General features: G+C 59.5%; 27 protein-coding genes and 1 pseudogene. 13 read left to right on the forward strand and 15 right to left on the reverse strand.

Features of this window, described 5'->3' with window-relative positions:
* Positions 1-280: 280 nt before the first annotated feature.
* Both F8N21_RS12740 and F8N21_RS12745 read right to left on the reverse strand, forming a co-directional pair.
* The gene (locus F8N21_RS12740) at positions 281-649 is read right to left on the reverse strand and encodes a DUF6124 family protein (RefSeq protein ID WP_150642479.1); all 369 of its coding nucleotides are present in this window, start codon (positions 647-649) and stop codon (positions 281-283) included.
* A gap of 349 nt (positions 650-998) precedes the next feature.
* Positions 999-1,286, reverse strand: a complete 288-nt coding sequence (locus tag F8N21_RS12745; RefSeq protein ID WP_191624302.1) for a hypothetical protein — start codon at positions 1,284-1,286, stop codon at positions 999-1,001.
* A 195-nt stretch (positions 1,287-1,481) separates the two neighbouring features.
* Between F8N21_RS12745 and F8N21_RS12750 the strand changes: the two genes are divergently transcribed.
* Together F8N21_RS12750 and F8N21_RS31290 are read left to right on the forward strand one after the other, a co-directional pair.
* Positions 1,482-1,688, forward strand: a complete 207-nt coding sequence (locus F8N21_RS12750; protein WP_150642481.1) for a hypothetical protein — start codon at positions 1,482-1,484, stop codon at positions 1,686-1,688.
* 12 nt (positions 1,689-1,700) lie between these two features.
* Positions 1,701-1,832, forward strand: coding sequence for a hypothetical protein (locus tag F8N21_RS31290; protein ID WP_263597299.1), 132 nt, complete (start codon positions 1,701-1,703; stop codon positions 1,830-1,832).
* Here the strand turns inward: F8N21_RS31290 and F8N21_RS12755 are convergent.
* Positions 1,822-2,406 (reverse strand): YajG family lipoprotein, encoded by a 585-nt coding sequence (locus F8N21_RS12755; RefSeq protein WP_150642482.1) that lies wholly within the window; start codon positions 2,404-2,406, stop codon positions 1,822-1,824. The two genes, F8N21_RS31290 and F8N21_RS12755, sit on opposite strands and share 11 nt — an antisense overlap.
* Before the next feature lie 361 nt (positions 2,407-2,767).
* On the opposite strand from F8N21_RS12755, the gene F8N21_RS12760 reads away from it, so the two are divergent.
* On the forward strand, positions 2,768-3,001 hold the full coding sequence (locus F8N21_RS12760; protein ID WP_150642483.1) for a hypothetical protein: 234 nt from the start codon (positions 2,768-2,770) through the stop codon (positions 2,999-3,001).
* Positions 3,002-3,741: 740 nt separating this feature from the next.
* The gene (mqo, locus tag F8N21_RS12765; RefSeq protein WP_150642484.1) at positions 3,742-5,250 is read left to right on the forward strand and encodes a malate dehydrogenase (quinone); all 1,509 of its coding nucleotides are present in this window, start codon (positions 3,742-3,744) and stop codon (positions 5,248-5,250) included.
* Between the two features lie 190 nt (positions 5,251-5,440).
* Here mqo and F8N21_RS12770 read toward each other — a convergent pair whose 3' ends face one another.
* The 4 genes from F8N21_RS12770 to F8N21_RS12785 all read right to left on the reverse strand — a co-directional run bounded on the left by F8N21_RS12770 (position 5,441) and on the right by F8N21_RS12785 (position 7,365).
* Complete coding sequence (locus F8N21_RS12770; protein WP_150642485.1) at positions 5,441-5,728, reverse strand: PA4642 family protein; 288 nt, start codon at positions 5,726-5,728, stop codon at positions 5,441-5,443.
* Between the two features lie 63 nt (positions 5,729-5,791).
* Positions 5,792-6,277, reverse strand: a complete 486-nt coding sequence (locus tag F8N21_RS12775) for a hypothetical protein (RefSeq protein WP_150642486.1) — start codon at positions 6,275-6,277, stop codon at positions 5,792-5,794.
* A gap of 53 nt (positions 6,278-6,330) precedes the next feature.
* Positions 6,331-6,804 (reverse strand): WbuC family cupin fold metalloprotein, encoded by a 474-nt coding sequence (locus F8N21_RS12780; RefSeq protein ID WP_150642487.1) that lies wholly within the window; start codon positions 6,802-6,804, stop codon positions 6,331-6,333.
* Positions 6,805-6,807: 3 nt separating this feature from the next.
* Positions 6,808-7,365, reverse strand: a complete 558-nt coding sequence (locus tag F8N21_RS12785; protein WP_150642488.1) for a hypoxanthine-guanine phosphoribosyltransferase — start codon at positions 7,363-7,365, stop codon at positions 6,808-6,810.
* 166 nt (positions 7,366-7,531) lie between these two features.
* Here F8N21_RS12785 and upp point away from each other — a divergent pair, with 166 nt between their 5' ends.
* Positions 7,532-8,170: a uracil phosphoribosyltransferase gene (gene upp, locus F8N21_RS12790; protein ID WP_150642489.1), complete on the forward strand. Its 639-nt coding sequence runs from the start codon at positions 7,532-7,534 to the stop codon at positions 8,168-8,170.
* 2 nt (positions 8,171-8,172) lie between these two features.
* Positions 8,173-9,447, forward strand: a complete 1,275-nt coding sequence (locus F8N21_RS12795; protein ID WP_150642490.1) for a uracil-xanthine permease family protein — start codon at positions 8,173-8,175, stop codon at positions 9,445-9,447.
* Between the two features lie 195 nt (positions 9,448-9,642).
* Here the strand turns inward: F8N21_RS12795 and hemH are convergent, their stop codons facing one another.
* Positions 9,643-10,665, reverse strand: a complete 1,023-nt coding sequence (hemH, locus tag F8N21_RS12800; protein WP_150642491.1) for a ferrochelatase — start codon at positions 10,663-10,665, stop codon at positions 9,643-9,645.
* Between the two features lie 11 nt (positions 10,666-10,676).
* Positions 10,677-11,579, reverse strand: coding sequence for a TIGR01777 family oxidoreductase (locus F8N21_RS12805; protein ID WP_150642492.1), 903 nt, complete (start codon positions 11,577-11,579; stop codon positions 10,677-10,679).
* A 209-nt stretch (positions 11,580-11,788) separates the two neighbouring features.
* Between F8N21_RS12805 and F8N21_RS12810 the strand changes: the two genes are divergently transcribed.
* The 7 genes and pseudogenes from F8N21_RS12810 (at position 11,789) to F8N21_RS12840 (ending at position 17,508) form a co-directional block, all read left to right on the forward strand.
* Entirely contained in the window at positions 11,789-12,775 is a 987-nt protein-coding gene (locus F8N21_RS12810; RefSeq protein WP_150642493.1) for an NAD(P)/FAD-dependent oxidoreductase, read from the forward strand.
* Positions 12,772-12,898 (forward strand): annotated as a pseudogene (locus tag F8N21_RS30860) (TIGR02450 family Trp-rich protein); the annotation flags it as partial. The gene F8N21_RS12810 and the pseudogene F8N21_RS30860, both read left to right, overlap by 4 nt.
* 113 nt (positions 12,899-13,011) lie before the next feature.
* On the forward strand, positions 13,012-13,977 hold the full coding sequence (locus tag F8N21_RS12820) for a YbgA family protein (protein WP_150642494.1): 966 nt from the start codon (positions 13,012-13,014) through the stop codon (positions 13,975-13,977).
* A gap of 3 nt (positions 13,978-13,980) precedes the next feature.
* Positions 13,981-14,919 (forward strand): MerR family transcriptional regulator, encoded by a 939-nt coding sequence (locus tag F8N21_RS12825; RefSeq protein ID WP_150642495.1) that lies wholly within the window; start codon positions 13,981-13,983, stop codon positions 14,917-14,919.
* A gap of 18 nt (positions 14,920-14,937) precedes the next feature.
* Positions 14,938-16,383, forward strand: a complete 1,446-nt coding sequence (phrB, locus tag F8N21_RS12830; protein ID WP_150642496.1) for a deoxyribodipyrimidine photo-lyase — start codon at positions 14,938-14,940, stop codon at positions 16,381-16,383.
* A gap of 18 nt (positions 16,384-16,401) precedes the next feature.
* Entirely contained in the window at positions 16,402-17,112 is a 711-nt protein-coding gene (locus tag F8N21_RS12835; RefSeq protein ID WP_150642497.1) for an SDR family NAD(P)-dependent oxidoreductase, read from the forward strand.
* A 90-nt stretch (positions 17,113-17,202) separates the two neighbouring features.
* Positions 17,203-17,508 (forward strand): YkgJ family cysteine cluster protein, encoded by a 306-nt coding sequence (locus tag F8N21_RS12840; protein ID WP_150642498.1) that lies wholly within the window; start codon positions 17,203-17,205, stop codon positions 17,506-17,508.
* Positions 17,509-17,628: 120 nt separating this feature from the next.
* Here F8N21_RS12840 and F8N21_RS12845 read toward each other — a convergent pair whose 3' ends face one another.
* The 6 genes from F8N21_RS12845 to hemA all read right to left on the reverse strand — a co-directional run bounded on the left by F8N21_RS12845 (position 17,629) and on the right by hemA (position 22,998).
* Entirely contained in the window at positions 17,629-18,147 is a 519-nt protein-coding gene (locus F8N21_RS12845) for an acyloxyacyl hydrolase (protein WP_150642499.1), read from the reverse strand.
* Between the two features lie 118 nt (positions 18,148-18,265).
* Positions 18,266-19,057, reverse strand: coding sequence for a glutamate racemase (gene murI, locus F8N21_RS12850; RefSeq protein ID WP_150642500.1), 792 nt, complete (start codon positions 19,055-19,057; stop codon positions 18,266-18,268).
* Positions 19,050-19,805, reverse strand: coding sequence for a molybdopterin-synthase adenylyltransferase MoeB (locus F8N21_RS12855; protein WP_150642501.1), 756 nt, complete (start codon positions 19,803-19,805; stop codon positions 19,050-19,052). Before F8N21_RS12855 ends, murI begins: the two co-directional genes overlap by 8 nt.
* Entirely contained in the window at positions 19,799-20,629 is an 831-nt protein-coding gene (gene prmC, locus F8N21_RS12860) for a peptide chain release factor N(5)-glutamine methyltransferase (RefSeq protein ID WP_150642502.1), read from the reverse strand. The genes F8N21_RS12855 and prmC overlap by 7 nt, the downstream gene beginning before the upstream one ends.
* Positions 20,630-21,712: a peptide chain release factor 1 gene (gene prfA / locus F8N21_RS12865; RefSeq protein WP_150642503.1), complete on the reverse strand. Its 1,083-nt coding sequence runs from the start codon at positions 21,710-21,712 to the stop codon at positions 20,630-20,632. It abuts the gene before it with no gap.
* The gene (gene hemA / locus F8N21_RS12870; RefSeq protein ID WP_150642504.1) at positions 21,709-22,998 is read right to left on the reverse strand and encodes a glutamyl-tRNA reductase; all 1,290 of its coding nucleotides are present in this window, start codon (positions 22,996-22,998) and stop codon (positions 21,709-21,711) included. The genes prfA and hemA overlap by 4 nt, the downstream gene beginning before the upstream one ends.
* Positions 22,999-23,110 lie beyond the last annotated feature (112 nt).

Genomic DNA, 23,110 nt, shown 5'->3' on the forward strand with positions numbered 1-23,110 from the left:
TACCTGTGGCGAGGGGGCTTGCCCCCGCTGGGTCGCGAAGCGGCCCTAAAACCGGCAATCGCGGTTTTCCAGGTAGAACGCATCCGCCGGTTTTACGACTGCTGCGCAGCCGAGCGGGGCGGTGCGGCGTTCCGACAAGCCCCCTCGCCACAGTATTCGGCAGCCCTTAAAAGATGCGTAGATACCTATGCCCTCTGGGGAGAGGGCTAGGGTGAGGGGTGGATTTCAAGCCAGGCAAACAATCTGAAGCGTTCCTCGCATTGATGCTGATCAGCCCTGCCTACACCTTCACCGCACACTCCCGATCCATCATTCTTTCGACCAACAACAACCCCAACTCCATCAGGCTATAGATCGCCAGGGCGAGGTTGCGCTGTTTGCCTTCCAGATCATCGGAAAGATCCAGGGTCAGGGTGCTGGCTGAGCAGAAGGTTTCGTAGGTATGGGCCATCAAGGCTTCGGCGTTGATGTCCGGGGCGACGGTGAAGAATTGGGGTGGACGGTCGTCACTGGACGGCGGCTTGGGCGATGGCGGCGTCAGGTAGTGATCGAGGGCTCGGTGTGCGGCTTCGTGGAGTTTTCTTGAATCGAAGGCTTCGTAGGGCGAAACGCTGAGGGTTTCGGGTGGGTTGGGAGTTACTTTAAACATGGACAGTCTCCTTAATGGAGCTGCCACCGGCTCGCGACTAAACGAAGGGTGGCAGCTGTACGCAGGTTAGTCGACCGGGGAGACGTGAAACCGGCGCGCCCGAAGGCGCCCTGCGCACAGCCACCATTGAGTACAGGGATGGGGAATACCTGACTGTCTGGAGTGCAATGCACCTTCACGTAACCACGGGCGACTAAACCCGATCGCTGATGAGCAGCGACAGGAGAACCTTAGTGGCGTGGGACCTAGGTGCACAAGCCGGCGAATTCTGGAGGATTTGTAGGCAGCGACGCAAGGCGTTGTAGTCAGTGAGACGTGACCCTCACGCCCCACGACCATGATTGCCGGCTCAGATCCAGGTACTGACCCACGACACCGCCAGTGCCAAGCCCAGGCAGGCGAAGCCGAAGCAGTAGAAAAACCGGTTCTTGCGCAGAGTCGCAACGTCCAGCAGCAGGATGGGCTGGTCGATGCTGCGCTTCTGGCTTTGCGCCTCGAGGTTGGCCAGGGTGCGTTGCTCTCGACGACGGGTCGCGTGCAGCAGCCAACCGCCAGGGCAGGCAAACAACAAGGCGAGGACGTTAATCAGTTTCGCCGGGTGGGCGTTGAACATGGACCAGATCAGTTGCAGTGACATCATCAACCTCGAGTAAAACATGCCATAGGGGCCATCAAACAAGCACCCGCGGCGCGGATTCTACCGAAAGCCCTGACGCATGCCCCGCCCTATTCGACCAAAGAGCGCGCGATTCGCCGATTAATTTACCCGGTCACGCTTTCGTCATCCAAACAAGCCAGTCTGTTGCCCCTCGATACCGACACGGAGTTTGTCATGCTGCATGCAGAAAACCAGGATCGCCTTTATCTGATCTCCCCCAGCGATGAGCAGGAAGCTCTGATCGGAGGCTTGGCCTTCAACGTCCAGGACCGCCATTGGCTGGTGTATTGCGCCCTCGGTGGCCATCAGCATGCTGATCTGCCGGAGACCGATTTGCTGACCGGCGTCAGCATGCTCGACTTCTATGTCGAAGCCGCCTGAATTCATTCAGCCATGAAAAAGCCCGGCTTCAGTGATGAAGTCGGGCTTTTTCAGTTTGAGCAGCGTGCCGACAAGGGCGAAGATCAAAAGTCAAAAGATCGCAGCCTTCGGCAGCTCCTACACAAAGCCAACATTATTGGCTGAGGATTTGACCAATGGTCGGGTCCTTGAACAGCCGGGTCAGGGCATCGCTCAACACATCGCTGACCAGCTTGGTGTTGGTTTCCTGGTTCGGCGCCATGCCGAAGCGCTGGTCCAGGGACGCGCCGTAACGGCCGCTGTAGCGACGGCTGGCATTCGACACATCGGAGCGGAAGGTCGCGCCGATAGTCGCTTCGGTCACGTACATGCCTTGTTTAGGCGACTGATACTTCAGCTCGACCAGGGTCACGGTCACTTGCGGAGCGTTCAGCGCATTCGGGCTTGGGGTGAAACCCAGCAGGCGCACGGCGGCTTCGGCCTGGGCTTGCAGTTTGGGCACGATGTCGGCGCTGGCGACGCTGATGGCGCTGGTTTCAGGGTACAGACCGCCACGGGTCCCCAAGGTTGGCGACGGACGACCGTCAACCACTTTCACCACCACCGGCTGGCCCTGGCCCACAGGGGCGAGCTGGGCCATGAGTTTCGGTTGCGGGCTGAGTTGTTGCGGGCTGTGGGCGCAGCCGACCAGCGTCAAGCTGGTCACAGTGATCAAACCGAACAACAGGCGTTGCAACATGCTCATCTCTCCAGAATCAGGCACAAACAGGCGCGCAGTATAGCGGTGGGCCAGTGCTGTGAACTAGTGGCCTGTACGGCTAGTTCGTTAGCTCAAATTCGGATGCCAGAAGTCCATAGCCAAGGCGCTGTGACGAGTCATAGCCCGCTATGGCGAGGAACAGCAACGCAGGATATGGGCTCGGCAACGAAGTTGACTAACAGAACTAGCCACACAGGCCACTACCCTTACGCAACACTTGCTCAAATGTCTGACCCGGGCGTTGCGGGCGGGTTCCTGTCACACAGCCGTCACAGCTTTTACATCGGTGTGTCATGCCTGGCTGGCAATCTTCAGTCAGTCATCCAGCAGGTACTTCGCCATGCGCTTTCTCTGGTCCTTGTTCACTCCACGCCGGCAATACCGCAGCTTTGCCTTGCTCGACCGCAAGGGTTGCTGTCAGGCATTGCGGCAGTGCCACCTGGCGCCGATCGGCGACGGCTGGGTCGAAATTGAAGAAATCCGCCTCAATTGGTTGCAGCGACCACTGCCTGCCAACGCCCGGATCAACCCGCGCATTCCCCGCTCACCAGCGCAATTCGCGTTGACCAGCTGACCAAACGGCTAATAAAAGTCATTTAACAAGACCATTTCTGTGCATTTCTTCGCTACAATCTTGCCCCGATTATAAGGACGTCTCCTGATCGGGCCTCGCAGCATCGCTAATGCGCTTGCATTAGCTCCCCGCATTGCCCACAGAGAGCCGCCCACACAGATCGAGTGAAGCTGGCGCGCTTGCTGTTTATCCTGCAAACCACCACTTTTCGCGAATCTGCCAGAGCTGCCATTGCGCTCGGCCACTGAGTTTTTTGCCCGTTTTGCCGGTCATGTATCCCATGACGGCATTGATCCTCGGGCCCGGTGCCAGGCTGGGGCAGCCCTTTTTTGAGGTTCACGTCTTCAAAAGAGCGTGAAAAAACGGTTTTCACAACTTCACAAGAGTGTGGCGAGCAAATGAATAGTTTTGCGTCTGAAAATGCACTATTAGCGTCTACAACAGCCCAACTACACGGGGCCGAGCACTCCTCAAGAACTGGAGCCTGAAGCCTGTCCGCTACGGATTTGGTTGCACAAACGGACGTCTTGACCATAAGTCGAATTGCCTGCGGCGCGCTAAAGTGAGTTCATACAAACTTTAGGCCGGTTGGTAGCGTCCGTCGAAGTTGCAAAAAATTGCGAAGATTCGGACATGGCGATCCTGGCCATGGGTGACCTGGGGCTTTATTTGAAGCATGCCCCGTAACTCCTGGCAGCTATGCCGTCAATTTGGTGCTGCAGATTTTGGAGACGCGTTAAATGGCGCATAACGAAGCAGTCGACGTGGTATTGGTTGGGGCGGGCATCATGAGTGCCACCCTCGCTGTACTGCTCAAAGAGCTCGACCCCGCGATCAAGCTGGAAGTCGTCGAGCTGATGGATTCGGGTGCCGCGGAGAGTTCCAACCCGTGGAATAACGCCGGTACCGGTCACGCCGGGCTGTGTGAGCTGAACTACACGCCACAGGCCGCGGACGGCTCCGTCGATATCAAGAAAGCCGTGCACATCAACACCCAGTTCGAGGTGTCGAAGCAGTTTTGGTCCTATCTGACCAAAAAAAGCACCTTCGGCTCCTCGAAAACCTTCATCGCCCCGGTGCCGCACCTGAGCTTTGTGCAGGGTGAGGACGGCGTTTCGTTCCTGAAAAAGCGCTTCGAGAAGCTGCATAGGCATCACGCCTTCGCGGACATGGAATACACCGAAGACAAGGCAAAAATGGCGGAGTGGATGCCATTGATGATGCCGGGGCGTCCGGCTGACGAAATCGTCGCCGCCACCCGCGTGATCAATGGGACCGACGTCAACTTCGGCAACCTGACCAACCAGTTGCTCCAGCACCTGACCAGCGCACCCGATGCCCAGGTCAAGTACTGCAAGCGTGTCACCGGCCTCAAGCGTAACAACGGCGGCTGGACCGTCAGCATCAAGGACGTGAATACCGGCAACTCCCGTGATGTCGACGCCAAGTTCGTCTTCCTCGGTGCCGGTGGGGCTGCGCTGCCATTGCTGCAAGCCTCGGGTATCGAAGAAAGCAAAGGCTTCGGCGGTTTCCCGATCAGTGGCCAATGGCTGCGTTGCGACAACCCGGAAGTGGTCAAGCACCACCAGGCCAAGGTGTACAGCCAGGCTGCGGTAGGTTCGCCACCGATGTCGGTGCCGCACCTGGACACCCGTGTCGTCGATGGCAAGAAGTCCCTGCTGTTCGGACCTTACGCCGGCTTCACCACCAAGTTCCTCAAGCACGGCTCGTTCATGGACCTGCCGATGTCGGTTCGCGCCGGCAACATCGGCCCGATGCTGGCCGTGGCCAAAAACAACATGGACCTGACCAAGTACCTGGTCAGCGAAGTGATGCAGTCGATGGAACAACGTCTGGAATCGCTGCGTCGCTTCTACCCTGAAGCCAAGGCTGAAGACTGGCGCCTGGAAGTGGCCGGTCAGCGCGTGCAGATCATCAAGAAGGATCCGAAGAAAGGCGGCGTTCTGCAGTTCGGTACCGAACTGGTTGCATCCAAGGACGGTTCGCTGGCCGCCCTGCTCGGTGCCTCGCCGGGTGCCTCGGTGACCGTTTCGATCATGCTTGAGTTGATCGAACGTTGCTTCCCGGAAAAAACCAAAGGCGTTTGGGCGACCAAACTCAAGGAAATCTTCCCGGCTCGGGAAAAGGTCCTGGAAACCGACGCTGCGCTGTACCGCAAACTCAATACGCAGAACAATCTCAGCCTGGAACTGGTTGAGCCAAGCAGCGAGACCCAAAGCTACGCTTGAAGTCTTCGCCCATAAAAAACGCCCCGTTCTCCTTGAGAGCGGGGCGTTTTTTTAGATCTTCGCCGACCATAAGAAAAAGATCGCAGCCTGCGGCAGCTCCTACGCCGACCGAGTACACCCGCGATGTTGGGCGTGCATGCAACCCCCTGTAGGAGCTGCCGCAGGCTGCGATCTTTTGATCTTGCTTCTGTCAGCCGCGAGCCTTGTTGATCAACTCGATGTATTCGTCGGCATGACGCTGATCCTGGATCAATGCGACAAAATCCTTGCCCTGCTCGTCCTTGCCATTCAAGTCGTAACCGGCTTCGACAAAGAACCCCAGAAAGCGCTCGAAATCGTCGATACGCAGGCCACGGTAGGCCTTGATCAGTTTGTGCAGGGACGGCGATGTGGCGTCAACCGGTTCGAAATCGAGGAACAATTTGATCTGCGCATCGCCGATCTCGTCACCAATCACTTGTTTCTTATCTTTACGCATTGCCGACTCCAGCTCGCAGACGTTTCACGGGGCGGGCAGTTTACCCCCCGCCAGCCTCTGCGCTCAACGCGCGCGTACGGCCCCGGTGTGCAAATCGGCCCAGACATGCCCGTTGGCGTAGCTGAGGAACTGGCAATAGACCGTGTCATTGCGCAGCAGATCGATGATCACCCGGTACTGGGCCATCGGGTAATACAGGGTCAAGGTCCTGGTTTTTTCGTCGAACACCGGCTTCTTCAGGCTTTTACTTTCGCCATCGAAATTGACCAGCACCTGATTGATTGCTGCGCCCTTGTTCAGCGGCTTGCCCTTCAAACGGATCAACACCGGTGACGTCACCGGGATCGGCTGCTGATTGGATTGACGCTGGCTGCCGACCACCACCGAGTATTCGGTGACCTGCAGCAGCTGCTGGTGCTCAGGCTGAGTGTCACGCAGGGTCAGATCGTCTGGCGGCAGGAACTGCCCGTGCATCGGCGCTGGCGCGGCCGCCAGCGGCAGGCAGAGTGTCAGTAACACAGCAGCGCAACTGCGAATCAAAAGGTTCATGACAGGCTCCGGACACATGGCCGAGCACTCTAGCATGGGGCACAGCGCAGCAATCAATCGAACTGCGCGCGCATCCAGGCCTGATATTCGGCCACACCTGTCTCGCCTTCGCGCGGCGCCCAATGCGCCAGCTCGCCTTCGCCTACCGGCCGGTAAGGTCCGGATTTGCATTCGAACATCAGGCTGTCGGCTTCCAGCACGACCAGGCCGTGGAACACCCCTGGCGGCAAGTCCACGCCCGGGCAATCGCCGCCCGCCTGTAACACGCGCTTGCTCAGTACCTGACCCGACTCGTCGAAAATCAGCAGGCCGAGGCGGCCTTTGAGGACCAGCAGGGTTTCGGCCTTGTCGGCACTCAGGTGCCGATGGGGCGGGATGTAGGTGGAAGGTTGCAAGCCCACCGCCATCCGGTGGCACGGCTCTTCCATCTGGTGGAAGTTGTGGTGCTGCCGGCCACGGGGGTTGGCCGCGGCTTTCTCGGCCAGTTCACTGAATAAAGATTGGTCGAGAAAGCTCGGGGTTGCCATGTCTTACATTCCTTTGACGGCGAAAATGCCGTTCGCATTGCGCCAGTAGCCTTTGTAGTCCATGCCGTAGCCGAAAATGTAGCGGTCGATGCACGGCAGGCCGACGAAGTCTGCTTTCAGATCAGGGCGAGCCTTGCGGTCGTGATCCTTGTCGATCAGCACGGCGGTGTGCACCGCACGGGCGCCGGCGTGTTTGCAGAAGTCGATGATCGCGCCCAGGGTATGACCTTCATCGAGGATGTCGTCGATGATCAGTACGTCACGGTCAATGAACGAAACTTCCGGCTTGGCTTTCCAGAACAGGTCGCCGCCGCTGGTTTCATTGCGGTAGCGGGTCGCGTGCAGGTAGGACGCTTCCAGCGGGAAGTTCAAATGGGTCAGCAGTTTGCCGGTGAAAATCAGCCCTCCGTTCATCACGCAGAAAACCACTGGATTGCGCTCGGCCAGTTGATCGTTGATTTGTGCACCGACACGGGCGATGGCCGCCTCGACTTCAGCTTCGGTGTACAGGCAGTCAGCCTCTCGCATGATTTGACGGATATGCTCGAGATCAGCGGACATGGCGCTCTCCAGGGGGGTGGCGGATTCGGAAAAGCGGGCAAAGGTACGCATCCGGCGCAGCCAGATCAAGCCTTTGTGGACTAACGTACAGCATGTCTATAGGACAACACCCTCGGATAGATTAATCTAGGCCGGTTTTTTTTGCCCGCCGCCGGAGCCATTCCCCATGCCCATCCGTGAGATCCGCCATCCGCTGATCCGCCACAAGCTCGGCCTTATGCGCCGCGCCGACATTAGCACGAAGAACTTCCGTGAGCTCGCTCAGGAAGTCGGTGCCCTGCTCACCTACGAGGCAACCAAAGACCTGCCACTCGAGAGTTACGACATCGAGGGTTGGGCCGGTACCGTGTCCGTTGAAAAAATCGCCGGCAAGAAAATTACCGTGGTGCCGATCCTGCGCGCCGGCATCGGCATGCTTGAAGGTGTGCTCAGCCTGATTCCGGGCGCCAAGGTCAGCGCCGTGGGCGTGGCCCGCAACGAGGAAACCCTGGAAGCCCATACCTACCTGGAGAAACTGGTTCCGGAAATCGACGAACGCCTGGCCATGATCATCGATCCGATGCTCGCCACTGGCGGTTCGATGGTCGCCACCATTGATTTGCTGAAAAAGGCCGGCTGCAAGGATATCCGCGCCATGGTACTGGTCGCCGCTCCCGAAGGCATCGCTGCCGTCGACAAAGCTCACCCGGACGTGACCATCTACACCGCGTCCATCGATGAGCGCCTGAACGAACACGGTTACATCATTCCTGGCCTGGGTGATGCCGGCGACAAGATTTTCGGTACCAAGCAGAAGGACGCGTGAGCATGCGGGACGAGTTCAACGACCCGCTCTGGCGCACGATTTTATCGGGTGCGCAGATGCTGTTCGTGGCGTTTGGCGCGTTGGTGTTGATGCCGCTGATTACCGGCCTCGACCCCAACGTCGCGCTGTTCACGGCGGGCCTGGGGACTCTGCTGTTTCAACTGGTCACCGGGCGTCAGGTGCCGGTGTTCCTGGCTTCGAGCTTTGCCTTCATTACCCCGATCATTCTCGCCAAGGGCCAGTTCGGCCTCGCTGCGACGATGGGTGGAGTGATGGCGGCCGGTTTCGTTTATACCTTTCTGGGCCTGGCGGTGAAGATCAAGGGCACCGGTTTCATCGACCGCCTGCTGCCACCCGTGGTGATCGGCCCGGTGATTATCTCCATCGGCCTGGCCATGGCGCCGATTGCCGCCAATATGGCGATGGGCAAGGCCGGCGACGGCACTGAGCTGATCCCCTACCAGACCGCCATGCTGATCTCGATGCCGGCGCTGCTGACCACCTTGATCGTCGCCGTCTTCGGCAAAGGGATTTTCCGCCTGGTGCCGATCATTTCCGGGGTGCTGGTGGGTTTCGGCATGGCGTTCTTCTTCGGTGTGGTCGATACCGCGAAGATTGCCGCTGCACCATGGTTCGCGCTCCCGCACTTCACCGCTCCGGAGTTCAACTGGCAGGCGATTCTGTTTATCGTTCCGGTGGCGCTGGCGCCAGCCATCGAGCATATCGGTGGGGTGATCGCGGTCGGTAGCGTGACGGGGCGTGATTACCTGAAGAAACCCGGTCTGCACCGCACCCTGTTTGGCGATGGCATCGCCACCACCGCTGCCGGACTGCTCGGCGGCCCACCCAACACCACCTATGCCGAAGTGACTGGCGCGGTGATGCTGACCAAGAACTACAACCCGAAAATCATGACATGGGCGGCGATTTTCGCCATCAGCCTGGCGTTTGTCGGCAAGTTCGGTGCACTGCTGCAGAGCATTCCAGTGCCGGTAATGGGTGGGATTCTCTGTCTGTTGTTCGGCTCGATCGCCGCGGTGGGGATGAACACCATGATTCGCCACAAAATCGATCTGGGCGAAGCGCGCAATCTGGTGATTGTGTCGGTGACCCTGGTGTTCGGGATTGGCGGCGTGCTGGTGGGTACCGGGACTGGCCCGGATGACTTCGGCCTCAAAGGCATCGCCTTGTGCGCGGTGGTGGCGATCGGCCTGAATCTGCTGCTGCCCGGCAATGACAGCTGGAAGCACAAGAAGGCGGATGAGTCGTTGCTGTAACTGACCCAAGCAGGTCCCCTGTGGCAGGGGGCTTGCTGTGGCGAGGGGGCTTGCCCCCGCTGGGTCGCGAAGCGGCCCTAAAACCTGCAATCACATTTCGTCAGGCACACCGCAACCACTGGTTTTACGACTGCTGCGCAGCCGAACGGGGCGATGCTGCGTTCCGACAAGCCCTCCTCACCACAGGTTCTGTATTTACAAGGCTCTCGGCGCCCGCTCGCACAGCGTATTCAACGCCACCGCCCACTCGGGGTTGTCATTCAGACAGGGCACCAGTATTAACTCCTCGCCCCCCGCTTCACGGAACTGCTCACGCCCGCGATCACCAATCTCTTCCAGGGTCTCGATGCAGTCGGCGACGAAAGCCGGGCACATCACCAGAATCTTCTTCACGCCTTGCGCTGCCAGCTCCTCGAGTCGCGCTTCGGTGTAGGGTTCGATCCATTTCGCCCGGCCCAGCCGCGACTGGAACGATACCGACCACTTATCCTCTGGCAACCCCAGGCGCTCGGCAAAGGCCCGGGCCGTTCGCAGGCACTGGCCGCGATAACAGGTCGCGACGACCTCTGGCGGTGCATCGCGACAGCAATCGGCCCCGCCGTCGAAACTATGACCGGGATTGAGCTTCTTCAGATGCCGTTCCGGCAGGCCATGGAAACTCAGCAGCAGGTGATCGAAATCCTGCTGCAGATGCGGCTTGGCACTGGCCACTAACGCGTCCAGGTATTCCGGCTGGTCATAGAACGGCCGCAGCAGCGAAAACTGAATATCCAGCTGCTTTCCCCGTATCACCCGCTTGACCTCTTCGATCACCGTGGTCACGGTGCTGTCGGCAAACTGCGGGTAGAGCGGCGCTATGGTGACTTTCTTGTAGCCTTGGGCGGCCAGACGGGTGAGCGTCGACTCAATCGACGGCTCGCCGTAACGCATCGCCAGCTCCACTGGGCCCTGAGTCCATTGCTCAGTCATTGCCTGCTGCAGACGCCGGCTGAGAACCACCAGCGGCGAGCCCTCCTCCCACCAGATCGATGCGTAGGCATGGGCCGACTGCTCAGGGCGCTTGATCAGAATCAGCGAGACCAGCAAACGCCGCACCGGCCAAGGCAAGTCGATGACGTATGGGTCCATCAGAAATTGATTGAGATAGCTACGTACGTCCGCCACCGAAGTGGAGGCCGGCGAACCCAGGTTGACCAGGAGCAACGCGTGATCGGTCATGCAACGTCCTTTCAAAGGCGGCTGGATAAATCGTCCAGAGCCGCACGTAAATCAGTGAACTGAAAAGTAAAACCGGCCGCCAACAAACGCGTCGGCGTGGCCCGCTGGCCCCCCAGCAGCAACAGTGACAACTCACCCAGGCCAACCCGCAAAACCAGGGTCGGCACCGGCACTATCGCCGGTCGGTGCAATACGCTGCCCAGGGTCTTGGCAAACTCGCGATTGCGCACCGGCTGGGGCGCGCAGGCATTATAAGGACCGCGTGCGTCTTTCTGATTCAGAAGAAAATCAATCAGGGCGATTTGATCCTTGATATGAATCCACGGCATCCATTGCCGACCATTGCCGATAGGCCCGCCCAGCCCGAGTTTGAAGGGTATTAACAGCCGCGACAAAAAGCCGCCCTCGGCGGCCAGCACCAGCCCGGTACGAATCAGCACCACGCGGATGCCCATGGCCTCGGCGCGTTGCGCGGTTTCCTCCCAGGCAATGCACAGCTGGCTGGCGAAATCTTCATTGATCGGCGGCGATTCCTCGGTCAGCTCACGCTCGCCACCATCGCCATACCAGCCCACCGCCGAACCGGAAATCAGCAGCTGTGGTTTTTGTTCACGGCTACCAAGCCAGGCGAGCAGGGTTTCAGTCAGGCTGATCCGGCTGCTCCAGAGCAACGCCTTGCGCTTGTGGGTCCAGGGTCGACTGGCAATAGGTGCACCGGCGAGATTGATCACCGCGTCGACCGGCTCGCTGCCAAACTCTTCGAGGCGGCCGATTCCGCGAACCTGGGTCCCGCAGAGTTTGGCCACCTGATCCGGTCGACGACTCCATACAGTCAAGCGATGACCTTGAGTCAACCAGTGTTGGCAGAGCTGACGTCCTATCAAACCAGTACCGCCGGTCAGCAATATGTGCATGACAACTTCCTCGCGTGGCGTTTTACCCTGTCCACTAGTCTATTTTTATAAGCAGGGAGCTTTTGAATCGGGCAGGCTCTATGGTTAACAATAGGACAACCTACCTGGAACAGCTTGCAAGACCACGCACGCAAAAAGCTATACCAAAAAACAATATTGTACAGGTTTAAACCACGGCGTAGTCTGTACAGAAGGTAAACGAGGCCCCTATGACTGTACCTATCGCAATCATCGGCACCGGCATCGCCGGACTCTCAGCGGCCCAGGCACTTCGCGACCTCGGGCATGAGATACAACTTTTCGATAAAAGTCATGGCAGCGGCGGACGCATGGCGAGCAAGCGCAGTGACGCTGGCGTGCTGGACCTGGGGGCGCAGTATTTCACCGCCCGTGACCGGCGCTTCGTCACCGAAGTCCAGCGCTGGCAAACCAAGGGCTGGGTCGCCGAATGGACTCCGCAGCTCTATAATTTCCACGGCGGCCAGCTCACCCTTTCCCCTGACGAGCAGACTCGCTGGGTCGGGACGCCACGCATGAGCGCCATCACTCGCGCCCTGATCGGCGACATGGAAGTGCATTTCGGCTGCCGTATCACCGAGGTCTACCGTGGCGAGCAGCATTGGCATCTGCAAGATGCCGAAGGTTTCACCCACGGCCCATTCAGCCATGTAGTGATCGCCACTCCAGCCCCTCAGGCCACCGCCCTGCTGGCGGCCGCGCCAAAACTGGCGGGTGCCGCTGCCAGCGTGAAAATGGAGCCGACCTGGGCCGTCGCCCTGGCCTTCGAAACACCACTGGATACTCCGATGGAAGGCTGCTTCGTGCAGGACAGCCCACTCGACTGGCTGGCTCGCAACCGCAGCAAACCAGGCCGCGACACCACCCTGGACACCTGGGTCCTGCACGCCACCAGCACGTGGAGCCGGCAGCATATCGATCTGCCGAAAGAGGCTGTGATCGAGCAACTGCACGGCGCTTTCGCCGAGTTGCTGCACAGCGCCATGCCCGCTCCGAGCTTCAGTCTCGCCCACCGCTGGCTCTATGCCCGGCCGGCCGGCACTCATGCCTGGGGCGCCCTGGCCGATGCCGATCTGGGCCTGTATGTGTGTGGTGACTGGTGCCTGTCCGGACGTGTCGAAGGGGCTTGGCTCAGCGGCCAGGACGCCGCCCGCCGTTTGCATGAACACCTGCAGTGAAGCGCATCAACCCGAACAAATTGCTGCTGTCGAAATGGACAGCAGCCCGCCCGCAAAACCCCGAAAAAACATTTTCCAGTGACCGAACCGTTCCTCGATGAGGAAGGCACGGTAATGGAATTGAATCCCTCTAAAAAAACCTATACAAATAATTTGACTTGTACACTCTTGAATCTATGATGCATTGAAGTTGTACGGGTAAAGATATCTGTACAGGTATAGATCAGAGGCCCCTCATGTCCGGTGACGTTACTGCGACCCGACCGAAAATCGCTATCAGCGCCTGCCTGATGGGCGCCGAAGTCCGTTACAACGGTGGGCACAAGCAATCGCACCTGTGCAGTCGCACCCTGACAGATTATTTCGACTGCATTGCGGTCTGCCCGGAAGTCGCTATCGGCCTCGGTATTCCTCGCGAGCCGATCCGCCTGGTGGGTAATCCGCAGCACCCGGAGGCCATCGGCACGGTTCATCACGAGCTCAACGTCACTCAACCCTTGGTTGATTACGCTGCAAAAATGGCCGGCGAACTGCATGACATCTGCGGCTACATCTTCATGCAGAAGTCGCCCTCCTGTGGCCTGCACCGGGTCAAGGTCTACCAGGACAACGGCATGCCGATTGATGGCGGCGGTCGCGGGATCTATGCCCGGACGTTTTGCGCGCTGCATCCTGACCTGCCGGTAGAAGAAGACGGCCGCCTGAATGATCCGGTACTGCGGGAAAACTTTCTGACTCGGGTTTTCGCCTATGCCGCCTGGCAGCAGCTGCTCAAGGAGGGTTTGAGCCGCCGCCGACTGACCGAATTTCATTCGCGCTACAAATACCTGCTCATGGCCCATAACCCGGTGCAATACAAAACCCTGGGCAACTTGCTCGGTCACATGGGCAAATCCGACCCCGCCCTGCTCGGTCCACGGTATTTCAGCGAGCTGATGGCGGCGCTGAAAAAATGTGCCACCCGCCGTACCCACACCAATGTTCTGCAACACCTCAGTGGCTACCTCAAGCAAACCATCAGCGCTGAAGACAAGCAGGAAATGCAGCAGGTCATCCGCCAGTACCTTCGCGGCATCGTACCGTTGGTGGTGCCCTTGACGCTGCTCAAGCACCACCTGCGACTGCACCCCGATCCGTATGTCGCGCAGCAGGTATACCTGCAACCGCACCCGGAAAACCTCAGCCTGCGCAATGCGATCTAGTCCATGACCCAGCCCGACACTCCCGCCAACGACGAGCCCGGGGCCGACTTCCAACAGGCGCTGGAAGACGGCTGGCTGCCGATTCGCGAAGTTGCCCGCCAGACCGGCGTCAATGCGGTCACCTTGCGGGCCTGGGAGCGTCGCTATGGCTTGATCGTGCCGCAACGCACACCCAAAGGGCACCGGTTGTTCTCCAGCGAACATGTGCAGCGCATTTTGATGATCCTCACCTGGCTCAACCGCGGCGTTACGGTCAGTCAGGTCAAGCAACTGCTGGACTCTGCGCAGGCATCCGTCGAACCTGCCGACAACGATTGGCAGACCTTGCGCCGCAGCCTGCTGCAGGCGATCAGCCAGTTGGCCGAGCGCCAGATCGACGACGCCTTCAACCAGGCCATGTCACTCTACCCGCCGCGAACCTTGTGCGAACAACTGCTGATGCCGCTGCTGGCCGACCTCGAGCAGCGTTGGCAGGGCCAGTTCGGCACGCAAATGGAACGGGTGTTTTTCTATTCCTGGCTGCGCAGCAAGTTCGGCGCGCGGATCTACCATAACAATCGCCAGTTACGCACAGCGCCGCTGCTGCTGATCAACCACTCGGACCTGCCGCTGGAGCCCTATCTGTGGCTTACCGCCTGGCTGGTGAGCAGCGCCGATTGTCCCGTGGAAGTCTTCGACTGGCCGCTGCCCGCTGGCGAACTGGCGTTAGCCGTCGATCACTTGCAAGCCCGTGGCGTACTGCTTTATTCGAGCAAAGCGATAAATTTGAGCCAACTGGCGAAACTTCTGAATAGCGTCAGTTGCCCAAAAATCATTGCCGGACCAACGGTGTGCATTCACTACCCCGAGCTGGCCGTGAAAACCGCAGAAATAGCTGACTTGTTCCTGGCCGAAGATCCTTTGTCGGCTCACCAAGGACTGGTTCAACGTGGGCTTATTTAAGGTTTTTCTGGAATGACCATGCACTTGATCTGGCTGCGCAGCGATCTGCGCGTACATGACAACACTGCCCTCTCGGCCGCAGCGGCGAGCGGCCCGACGGTAGCGGTGTATGTGCTGAGTCCGAAGCAATGGCTGGCCCACGACGACGCTCCGTGCAAGGTCGACTTCTGGCTGCGCAATCTGCATGAATTGAGCAAAGCCCTGGGTGAACTGAATATCCCCTTGCTGATTCGCCATGCCAGTACCTGGGAACAGGTGCCATTGGTAGTGCTCGAGCTATGCCGGCAACACGGGATCGAAGCGGTTCACGCCAACGAGGAATACGGCATTCATGAAAGCCAGCGTGATGTGGCCGTCGATAAAGTACTGCAGGCCCATGGCATCGGCTTTCACCGTTACCTCGATCAATTGCTGTTCAAGCCTGGCAGCGTGCTGAGCAAGACCGGCAGCTATTTCCAGGTCTTCAGCCAGTTCCGCAAAATCTGCTACGCCCGCCTGCACAGTGCGCTCCCACGCCTGATCAGCGCGCCCAACGTCCAGTTGCCGCCGGCCATCAGCAGCGATCCGGTGCCATCCGGGGTAGCAGGCTTCGCGCCTCCCGGCGAGACCTTGCGCCAGCTCTGGTCTGCGGGTGAAACCGAGGCACGGCGGCGCCTGGAGAGTTTTGCCGAGCAGCAGATTGACTACTACAAAAGCGAGCGGGACTTTCCGGCCAAGCCTGGCACCAGCCAATTGTCCGCGTATCTGGCCGCAGGAGTGATCTCGCCACGCCAGTGCTTGCACGCCGCCTTGCACAGCAACCAGGGTGAGTTTGAAAGCGGAAATGAAGGCGCCGTGACCTGGATCAATGAGCTGCTCTGGCGCGAGTTCTATAAACATATTCTGGTGGGTTACCCCAGAGTTTCCCGGCACCGCGCATTTCGCCCGGAAACCGAAGCCCTGGCCTGGCGCGATGCCCCTGATGAGCTGGCCGCCTGGCAGCAGGGACGGACCGGCTTGCCCATCATCGACGCAGCCATGCGCCAATTGCTGGAAACCGGCTGGATGCACAACCGGTTGCGGATGGTCGTGGCGATGTTTCTGACCAAGAACCTGCTGATCGACTGGCGTGAAGGCGAGCGTTTTTTCATGCGCCACCTGATTGACGGCGATCTGGCAGCCAACAACGGCGGCTGGCAATGGAGTTCGTCCACCGGCACCGATTCGGCGCCGTACTTCCGTATTTTCAACCCGCTGAGCCAGTCGGAAAAGTTCGATGCGCAAGGGCTGTTCATCAAGCACTGGCTGCCGGAACTGACCGAACTGAACAACAAAGATATCCACAACCCGGCTGCCAGGGGTGGGTTATTCGGCGCGCCCGACTACCCACCGCCGATGGTCGATCTGAACCAGTCTCGTCAACGGGCACTGACCGCGTTCAAGAGTCTGCCGTCGCGACAGGCTGTGGGAGCCGGGCATGAATGATTTTGAAAGGAGAATGGGATGAGGCGTACACCTCCACGTCGTATCTGGTTGACCGGCGCCGCCAGCGGAATCGGCGCCGCGCTGGCCGAGGAACTGCTCAAGTCAGGGGCGCACCTTGCCCTCAGTGCACGTGCTGTTGCACCACTGCAAGCGCTGTCCATGCGTTTTCCGGGGCAGGTGCTGTTGGTCCCTGGCGACCTCACCAACAGCCAGCAGGTGCGGGAGATCAGTGAACGCATCAGCGAGGCCTGGGGCTCGCTCGACAGTTTGATCCTCAATGCCGGCACCTGTGAATACGTCGATGCCAGGCAGCACGATAGCTCAATCATCGAACATGTGGTGCGCACCAACCTACTGGCCAGCAGTTATTGCATCGAAGCCTCCCTGCCCCTGTTACGGGCCGGGAACAAACCGCATCTGGTGGGCATCGCCAGCTCAGTGACCTGGCTGCAGCTGCCGCAAACTGCCGATAATGGCGCTTGCAATACCGGCCTGCGCTCGCTGTTCGAATCGCTGCGCATCGATCTGGCACCGCAAGGTATTGATGTCACCGTACTGAGCCCGGGCTTCATCGATACTCCCTTTATTGATGAAAATGACTTGCCCATGCCGCAAAACTGGCCGCTGGACAAGGCCGCACGACATGTTCTCGAGGAAATCCGGAGTCGCCCGCCGAAAATCGCTTTTGCGGCCTTGAGCATGGCCGGGTTCTGGCCGCTGCCGAAGTAGCCGCAGCGCTGATCGGCAAGCACAGGGCGTGTGACTGCGTCCGTCAGGCCTTTCACACAACAGTGGCTCACTGCCTTACACTGCATGGCTATGACCACTATTCCCCTCATCGAGATCGCCGAACCGGCCGTCACCTGCTCCACATGCGCGGCCTGCTGCTGCCAACTGGAAGTCATGCTGATCACCGACACCGGCGTGCCCGAACGTTTTATCGACACGGACGATTGGGGTGGGGAAGTCATGCTGCGCCTGGATGACGGCTGGTGCGCCGCACTGGATCGCAACAGCATGATGTGCACCATCTACGAGAAACGCCCGCTGATCTGTCGGGAGTTCGAGATGGGCGCGCCAGAATGCATCAACGAACGCCTGGGGATTGCGACGGCGTATCGCTGAAGTCAAAGTTACCCGAGTACCAATGTGGGAGCGAGCTTGCTCGCGATAGCGCTTCAACATTCAGCACTGTGTTGTCAGTCCATCCGTCATCGCGAGCAAGCTCGCTCCCACATTAAGAGCTTACAACGCCATTGTGTAATGCAGCGCGTAACTTTCTATACCGTCGTTAGGGCTGGTGAAACCGGCGTTTGAGTAGTGTGTCGCGCGAACACCAACCTCATGCCCACCGGCAAAGCGCAGGCCGAAACCGATGCGATCTTCGAACTGGAAGGCCGACCCCAGGTTTTTGCTCTCCACCTCGGTTTCGGCAAACAGCGCAATGCCCACGCCTAATTCGATATAAGGTTTGACGGTTTCACCGGCGAATTCATACACAAATACCGGCGAAAACGACAGGCTGTGATTACTGGAGGTTTTGTCACCATCCCAAAAGGTGTAGGCACCGTCCCAGTAGCCCGTCAGACGGCCGACACTACTCTGTAGCCAACTCTTGTCCCAATCGAACTGCATTCCCAGGCGGTAGGTCATCGTCGACTCGCCGGTCTGGCCCACTGCGAACTCGACGCCCGCAGCCTGTGCCGAAAAGCTGTGCCCCAGCATGGCGACCGCAATGACGGCCAGACAAAATAGTCGTTTCATGAGAAACATCCTTTCACGAACGTTTTTTATATTGTTCTTGTACTACTCAACAGACTAGCTATAGAAGTCGCCGCTCACGCAGAAGTTCAGCGCTTTTGAGGGTTGTTCCAAGGTTTTTTTACAAAAGGAAGTCTTGCACCACGCCAGACCCACTCCATAGCAGAGGCAGGATATTTCGCAAGTGCTCGGGACTGGCACTGGTCCAGAATTGCGCTTGGCGGGATGGGCCACGGGCGAGCAATTCACGCGCGGTCAGCAAGCGTTGAAGTTGCCGGGCAACAGCGGCACCGGTATCGATCAGGCTGATATCGTCGGCGATCATCTGCTTGAGCAACGGTTTGAGGAAGGGATAGTGGGTGCAGCCGAGAATGATAGTGTCGCACCCTGCGGCCAGCAGTGGTTCGAGGTAACTGTGCAACAACTGACGCAAGGCCGGACTGTGCAGGTCACCCGTTTCAATCAGCTCAACCAGCCCCGGGCACGGTTGAGTGATGACCCGCACATCGGTGGCAAAACGGTCGAGCAAGGCAGCGAACTTGGCGCTCTGCAAGGTCCCGGTGGTCGCCAGCACGCCGACCACGCCACTGCGGGTCGCTGCGGCTGCCGGCTTGACCGCTGGCTCCATGCCGACGATGGGCCACTGCGGGTAATCGCGACGCAGGTCGGCAACGCCCGCCACCGTTGCCGTGTTGCAGGCCAACACCAATGCCTTGGCGCCCCGTTGTGCAAAGAACTCGGCCATTACGCTACAGCGCTGACGAATGAATTCCGGGGTCTTTTCACCGTAGGGAATATTGCCGCAATCGGCGACGTACAGCAGCGACTCATTGGGCAGCAAACGCTGGATTTCCCCCAGCACCGACAGCCCGCCGACACCGGAGTCGAACACGCCGATCGGCGCTTCACGCATGTTTGGGTCCACAGACGCTGCAGCCTGGATCACGTTTGACGCGCAATTCGCGAAAACGCGTACCCAAGGCATCGATCAACAGCAACCGACCCACTAGCGGCTCGCCAAAACCGACCAGCAGTTTCAACGCCTCAAGGGCTTGCAGGCTCCCGACCAGGCCCACCAGCGGACCCAGCACTCCGGCTTCGCTGCAGGTCAGTTCGGCCTCGCTGCCGTGCCCGTACAGGCAGTGGTAGCAAGGACTTTCGGGGCGACGCGGGTCAAACACCGAAAGCTGCCCTTCCAGGCGAATCGCTGCGCCGCTGACCAAGGGTTTGCCGGCCAGCACACAGGCGGCATTGACCGCTTCGCGGGTCGAGAAATTATCGGAACAATCGAGAACCAGATCGACAGTGGCCACGACCGCGGCCAGAGAATTTTCATCCAGGGCTGCGCGATGGGCGATCAGCTGGATCTCGGGATTGATTGCCGTCAGGCGATGAATCGCCGAGTCGACCTTACTCAGGCCAACGCTGTCGGTGTCATGAATGATCTGCCGTTGCAGGTTGGTCAGGTCGACGCTGTCGAAATCCGCCAGATGCAGCTCGCCGACCCCCGCCGCCGCCAGGTACAAGGCCACTGGCGAACCGAGACCACCCAGACCGACGATCAACACACGACTGTTCTTCAGGCGCAGCTGACCGTCAATGTCGACGTGTTGCAACAGAATCTGCCGGCTATAGCGCAATAGCTCTTGATCATTCAGCACGGCAGGCACCCTAGGCTGATGCGTTCATGGCCGCCCAGGTCCAGGCGACTGTGGACCTGTTCAAAGCCCTGAGTCAGCAGCAGATCACGCACCGCAACCGCCTGATCGTAGCCGTGCTCAAGCATCAACCAGCCGCCGGCTTCAAGGTGTTGCGGTGCCTCGGCGATGATCAAGCGCAGATCATCCAGCCCGTCGGAACCGGCCACCAACGCACTGGCTGGCTCGAAACGCACGTCGCCTGCCACCAGATGCGGATCGGCATCGGCAATGTAGGGCGGATTACTGATAATCAGCTGATAACGATGACCTGTCAGCGCGCTGAACCAATGGCTGCTCAGGACCGTCGCGTTGTGCAAATGCAGACGCTGGCGATTGCGCTCGGCCAGAGCCACGGCTTCGAGCACCCGATCCACCGCTGTGACATGCCAGGCCGGACGCTCGCTGGCCAGGGCCAGGGCGATCGCGCCGCTGCCGGTGCCCAGGTCGAGGACCTTGGCGGGCGTTGCCGGTAACAATTCCAGCGCGGCCTCCACCAGCAGCTCGGTGTCCGGCCGCGGGATCAGCGTATGGGGTGCGACCTCCAGGTCGAGCTTCCAGAAACCCTGCTGACCGAGGATGTAGGCCACCGGCTCGCCACTGCGGCGGCGCTGCAAATAGCCGGCAAAGGTCTGCGCGGCTTCGCTGCTGACAATCCGTTCTGGCCAAGTGTGCAGAAAGCTGCGGGACTTGCCCAGGGCGGCCGCCAGCAACAACTCGGCATCCAGCCGGGCCGTGGGCGAATCAGGCAGGTCGGCAGCGCGCAACAGGCTGGCAATAATCGTCATTTACTCACCTATTGCTGCCAGTTGATCCGCTTGAAACTCGGCCAGCAATGGTTCGATTACCGCATCGACGCCACCCGCGAGAATTTCATCGAGGGAATACAGGGTCAGGTTGACCCGGTGATCGGTCACCCGGCCCTGAGCGAAGTTATAGGTGCGGATCCGCTCGGAGCGATCCCCCGAACCCACCAGCAACTTGCGCTCGCTGGCGATGGCATTGGCCGCGGCGCTGGTCTGCTGGTCGTTCAACTTGGCCGACAGCCAGGACATGGCCCGTGCGCGGTTCTTGTGCTGGGAACGCTCTTCCTGACACTCGACCACGATCCCCGAAGGCAGGTGAGTGATACGGATCGCCGAGTCGGTCTTGTTGACGTGCTGGCCACCGGCACCCGAGGAGCGATAGGTATCGACCCGCAGATCCGCCGAGTTGATCTCGATCGCTTCCTGTTCATCCGGCTCAGGCAGTACCGCCACGGTACAGGCCGAGGTGTGGATACGGCCCTGGGATTCAGTGGCCGGAACCCGTTGCACACGATGGGCACCGGATTCGAATTTCAGCTTGCCGTAGACGTTGTCGCCTTCGACTCGGGCAATGACTTCTTTATAGCCACCGTGCTCGCCGATGTTCTCCGAGAGAATTTCCACCTTCCAGCCGCGACGCTCGGCGTAGCGCGAATACATGCGGAACAGATCGCCGGAAAAAATCGCCGCCTCGTCGCCACCGGTGCCGGCACGAATCTCGAGGAACACGTTGCGCCCGTCATTGGGATCCTTGGGCAACAGCATGCGTTGCAGATCGCCTTCGAGCTCGATCAGCCGCTCTTTGGCTTCGCGCACTTCCTCCACGGCCATCTCACGCATGTCCGGATCGCTGTCCTTGAGCAACGCCTGGGCGCCTTCGAGGTCGGCCTGGACCTTGAGCAGCTGGCTGTAGGTGCTGACAATCGGTTCAACTTCCGCGTATTCCTTGGAATAGGTGCGAAATTTGTGCTGATCGGAAATGACTTCGCCATCGCCGAGCAAGGCGGTCAGTTCCTCGAAACGGTCCTGGAGGATGTCCAGCTTATTGAGCAGTGACGCTTTCATTGCGGTTTTTTATCCGAAGGGCTATCCGAAGGGCCCTCACCGAGGGCAAAAAGTTCCTGGGCCATGGCCAGGGCATCGAGGCGGCCTTCGGCAGTCAGCTTTTTCAACTGCACGCTCGGGGCATGCAGCAATTTATTGGTCAGGCCGCGGGCCAATTGCACCAGCACGTCTTCGGCGTTGCCGCCATTGGCGAGCATGCGCTGGGCCTTGAGCAGCTCTTCATCACGCAGGCGTTCGCTCTGCTGGCGGTAGGCCTTGAGCACATCCACCGCTGCCAGTTCACGCAGGCGCACCATGAAGTCGTCGGCGCCGATGGAGACCATCTCTTCAGCCGCTTGCGCAGCGCCCTGACGGCTCTTGAGGTTTTCGGCGACCACTTCGTGAAGATCGTCGACGCTGTACAGGTAAACGTCGTCCAGTTCGCCGACTTCCGGCTCGATATCGCGGGGTACAGCGATGTCGACCATGAAGATTGGTTTGTGCTTGCGCAGCTTCAATGCACTCTCGACCGCGCCCTTGCCGAGAATCGGCAACTGGCTGGCGGTGGAGCTGATGACGATATCGCTGCGCACCAGTTCTGCGGGAATATCCGAGAGCAGCACCGCGTGGGCACCGAACTGCTCAGCCAGAATGCTCGCGCGCTCCAGGGTCCGATTGGCCACCACTATGCGCCTGACGCCCAGCTCATGCAGGTGCCGGGCGACCAGGGTGATGGTTTCGCCGGCACCGATCAACAGCGCCTGGCTGCGTTGCAAGTCACTGAAAATCTGCTTGGCCAGGCTGACGGCGGCAAAGGCCACCGACACCGGGTTTTCACCAATGGCGGTGTCGGTGCGCACCTGTTTGGCCGCGTTGAACGTAGCCTGGAACAAGCGTCCGAGCAGCGGCCCGATGGTGCCGGCCTCGCGTGCCACGGCATAGGCCGACTTCATCTGACCGAGAATCTGCGGCTCGCCGAGCACCAGCGAATCCAGCCCCGAGGCCACCCGCATCATGTGACGAACTGCCGCATCATCTTCATGCACATAAGCGCTGGCGCGCAGCTCGTCGACGTTCAAATGGTGATAATCGGCCAGCCAGCGCAGCACGGAGTCAGACGAAAGGTGATCCTGTTCTATATACAGTTCACTGCGATTGCAGGTGGAGAGGATCGCAGCTTCGCGGCTGTCGGTGAGGCGGCAGAGCTGCTGCAAGGCCTCAACCAACTGCTCAGGGGTAAAGGCCACGCGCTCGCGGACGTCTACTGAAGCAGTCTTGTGGTTAATACCGAGTGCAAGGAAGGCCATTCAAGGTCGCTGATGATATCGAGAAGCCGACAATTGTCCTACTTCGCCAGATCCAGAACAACCACTGCCGCACCGAATCCCCTGTAGGAGCTGCCAAAGGCTGCGATCTGTT

The organism is Pseudomonas fluorescens (assembly GCF_902497895.1).
GTDB classification, from domain to species: Bacteria; Pseudomonadota; Gammaproteobacteria; order Pseudomonadales; family Pseudomonadaceae; genus Aquipseudomonas; species Aquipseudomonas fluorescens_BP.

Excerpts from the sequence above, each read along its gene's own strand:
- F8N21_RS12810 (WP_150642493.1), top strand. The coding sequence starts at position 11,789 with ATGACTGTACCTATCGCAATCATCGGCACCGGCATCGCCGGACTCTCA.
- mqo (WP_150642484.1), top strand. The coding sequence starts at position 3,742 with ATGGCGCATAACGAAGCAGTCGACGTGGTATTGGTTGGGGCGGGCATC.
- F8N21_RS12825 (WP_150642495.1), top strand. The coding sequence starts at position 13,981 with ATGACCCAGCCCGACACTCCCGCCAACGACGAGCCCGGGGCCGACTTC.
- F8N21_RS12775 (WP_150642486.1), bottom strand. The coding sequence starts at position 6,277 with ATGAACCTTTTGATTCGCAGTTGCGCTGCTGTGTTACTGACACTCTGC.
- F8N21_RS12770 (WP_150642485.1), bottom strand. The coding sequence starts at position 5,728 with ATGCGTAAAGATAAGAAACAAGTGATTGGTGACGAGATCGGCGATGCG.
- upp (WP_150642489.1), top strand. The coding sequence starts at position 7,532 with ATGCCCATCCGTGAGATCCGCCATCCGCTGATCCGCCACAAGCTCGGC.
- prmC (WP_150642502.1), bottom strand. The coding sequence starts at position 20,629 with ATGACGATTATTGCCAGCCTGTTGCGCGCTGCCGACCTGCCTGATTCG.
- F8N21_RS12780 (WP_150642487.1), bottom strand. The coding sequence starts at position 6,804 with ATGGCAACCCCGAGCTTTCTCGACCAATCTTTATTCAGTGAACTGGCC.
- F8N21_RS12750 (WP_150642481.1), top strand. The coding sequence starts at position 1,482 with ATGCTGCATGCAGAAAACCAGGATCGCCTTTATCTGATCTCCCCCAGC.
- F8N21_RS12755 (WP_150642482.1), bottom strand. The coding sequence starts at position 2,406 with ATGTTGCAACGCCTGTTGTTCGGTTTGATCACTGTGACCAGCTTGACG.
- F8N21_RS12845 (WP_150642499.1), bottom strand. The coding sequence starts at position 18,147 with ATGAAACGACTATTTTGTCTGGCCGTCATTGCGGTCGCCATGCTGGGG.
- hemA (WP_150642504.1), bottom strand. The coding sequence starts at position 22,998 with ATGGCCTTCCTTGCACTCGGTATTAACCACAAGACTGCTTCAGTAGAC.
- F8N21_RS12805 (WP_150642492.1), bottom strand. The coding sequence starts at position 11,579 with ATGCACATATTGCTGACCGGCGGTACTGGTTTGATAGGACGTCAGCTC.
- F8N21_RS12745 (WP_191624302.1), bottom strand. The coding sequence starts at position 1,286 with ATGTCACTGCAACTGATCTGGTCCATGTTCAACGCCCACCCGGCGAAA.
- F8N21_RS12740 (WP_150642479.1), bottom strand. The coding sequence starts at position 649 with ATGTTTAAAGTAACTCCCAACCCACCCGAAACCCTCAGCGTTTCGCCC.
- F8N21_RS12835 (WP_150642497.1), top strand. The coding sequence starts at position 16,402 with ATGAGGCGTACACCTCCACGTCGTATCTGGTTGACCGGCGCCGCCAGC.
- F8N21_RS31290 (WP_263597299.1), top strand. The coding sequence starts at position 1,701 with ATGAAAAAGCCCGGCTTCAGTGATGAAGTCGGGCTTTTTCAGTTTGAG.
- F8N21_RS12840 (WP_150642498.1), top strand. The coding sequence starts at position 17,203 with ATGACCACTATTCCCCTCATCGAGATCGCCGAACCGGCCGTCACCTGC.
- F8N21_RS12795 (WP_150642490.1), top strand. The coding sequence starts at position 8,173 with ATGCGGGACGAGTTCAACGACCCGCTCTGGCGCACGATTTTATCGGGT.
- phrB (WP_150642496.1), top strand. The coding sequence starts at position 14,938 with ATGCACTTGATCTGGCTGCGCAGCGATCTGCGCGTACATGACAACACT.
- hemH (WP_150642491.1), bottom strand. The coding sequence starts at position 10,665 with ATGACCGATCACGCGTTGCTCCTGGTCAACCTGGGTTCGCCGGCCTCC.
- prfA (WP_150642503.1), bottom strand. The coding sequence starts at position 21,712 with ATGAAAGCGTCACTGCTCAATAAGCTGGACATCCTCCAGGACCGTTTC.
- F8N21_RS12760 (WP_150642483.1), top strand. The coding sequence starts at position 2,768 with ATGCGCTTTCTCTGGTCCTTGTTCACTCCACGCCGGCAATACCGCAGC.
- F8N21_RS12785 (WP_150642488.1), bottom strand. The coding sequence starts at position 7,365 with ATGTCCGCTGATCTCGAGCATATCCGTCAAATCATGCGAGAGGCTGAC.
- murI (WP_150642500.1), bottom strand. The coding sequence starts at position 19,057 with ATGCGTGAAGCGCCGATCGGCGTGTTCGACTCCGGTGTCGGCGGGCTG.
- F8N21_RS12820 (WP_150642494.1), top strand. The coding sequence starts at position 13,012 with ATGTCCGGTGACGTTACTGCGACCCGACCGAAAATCGCTATCAGCGCC.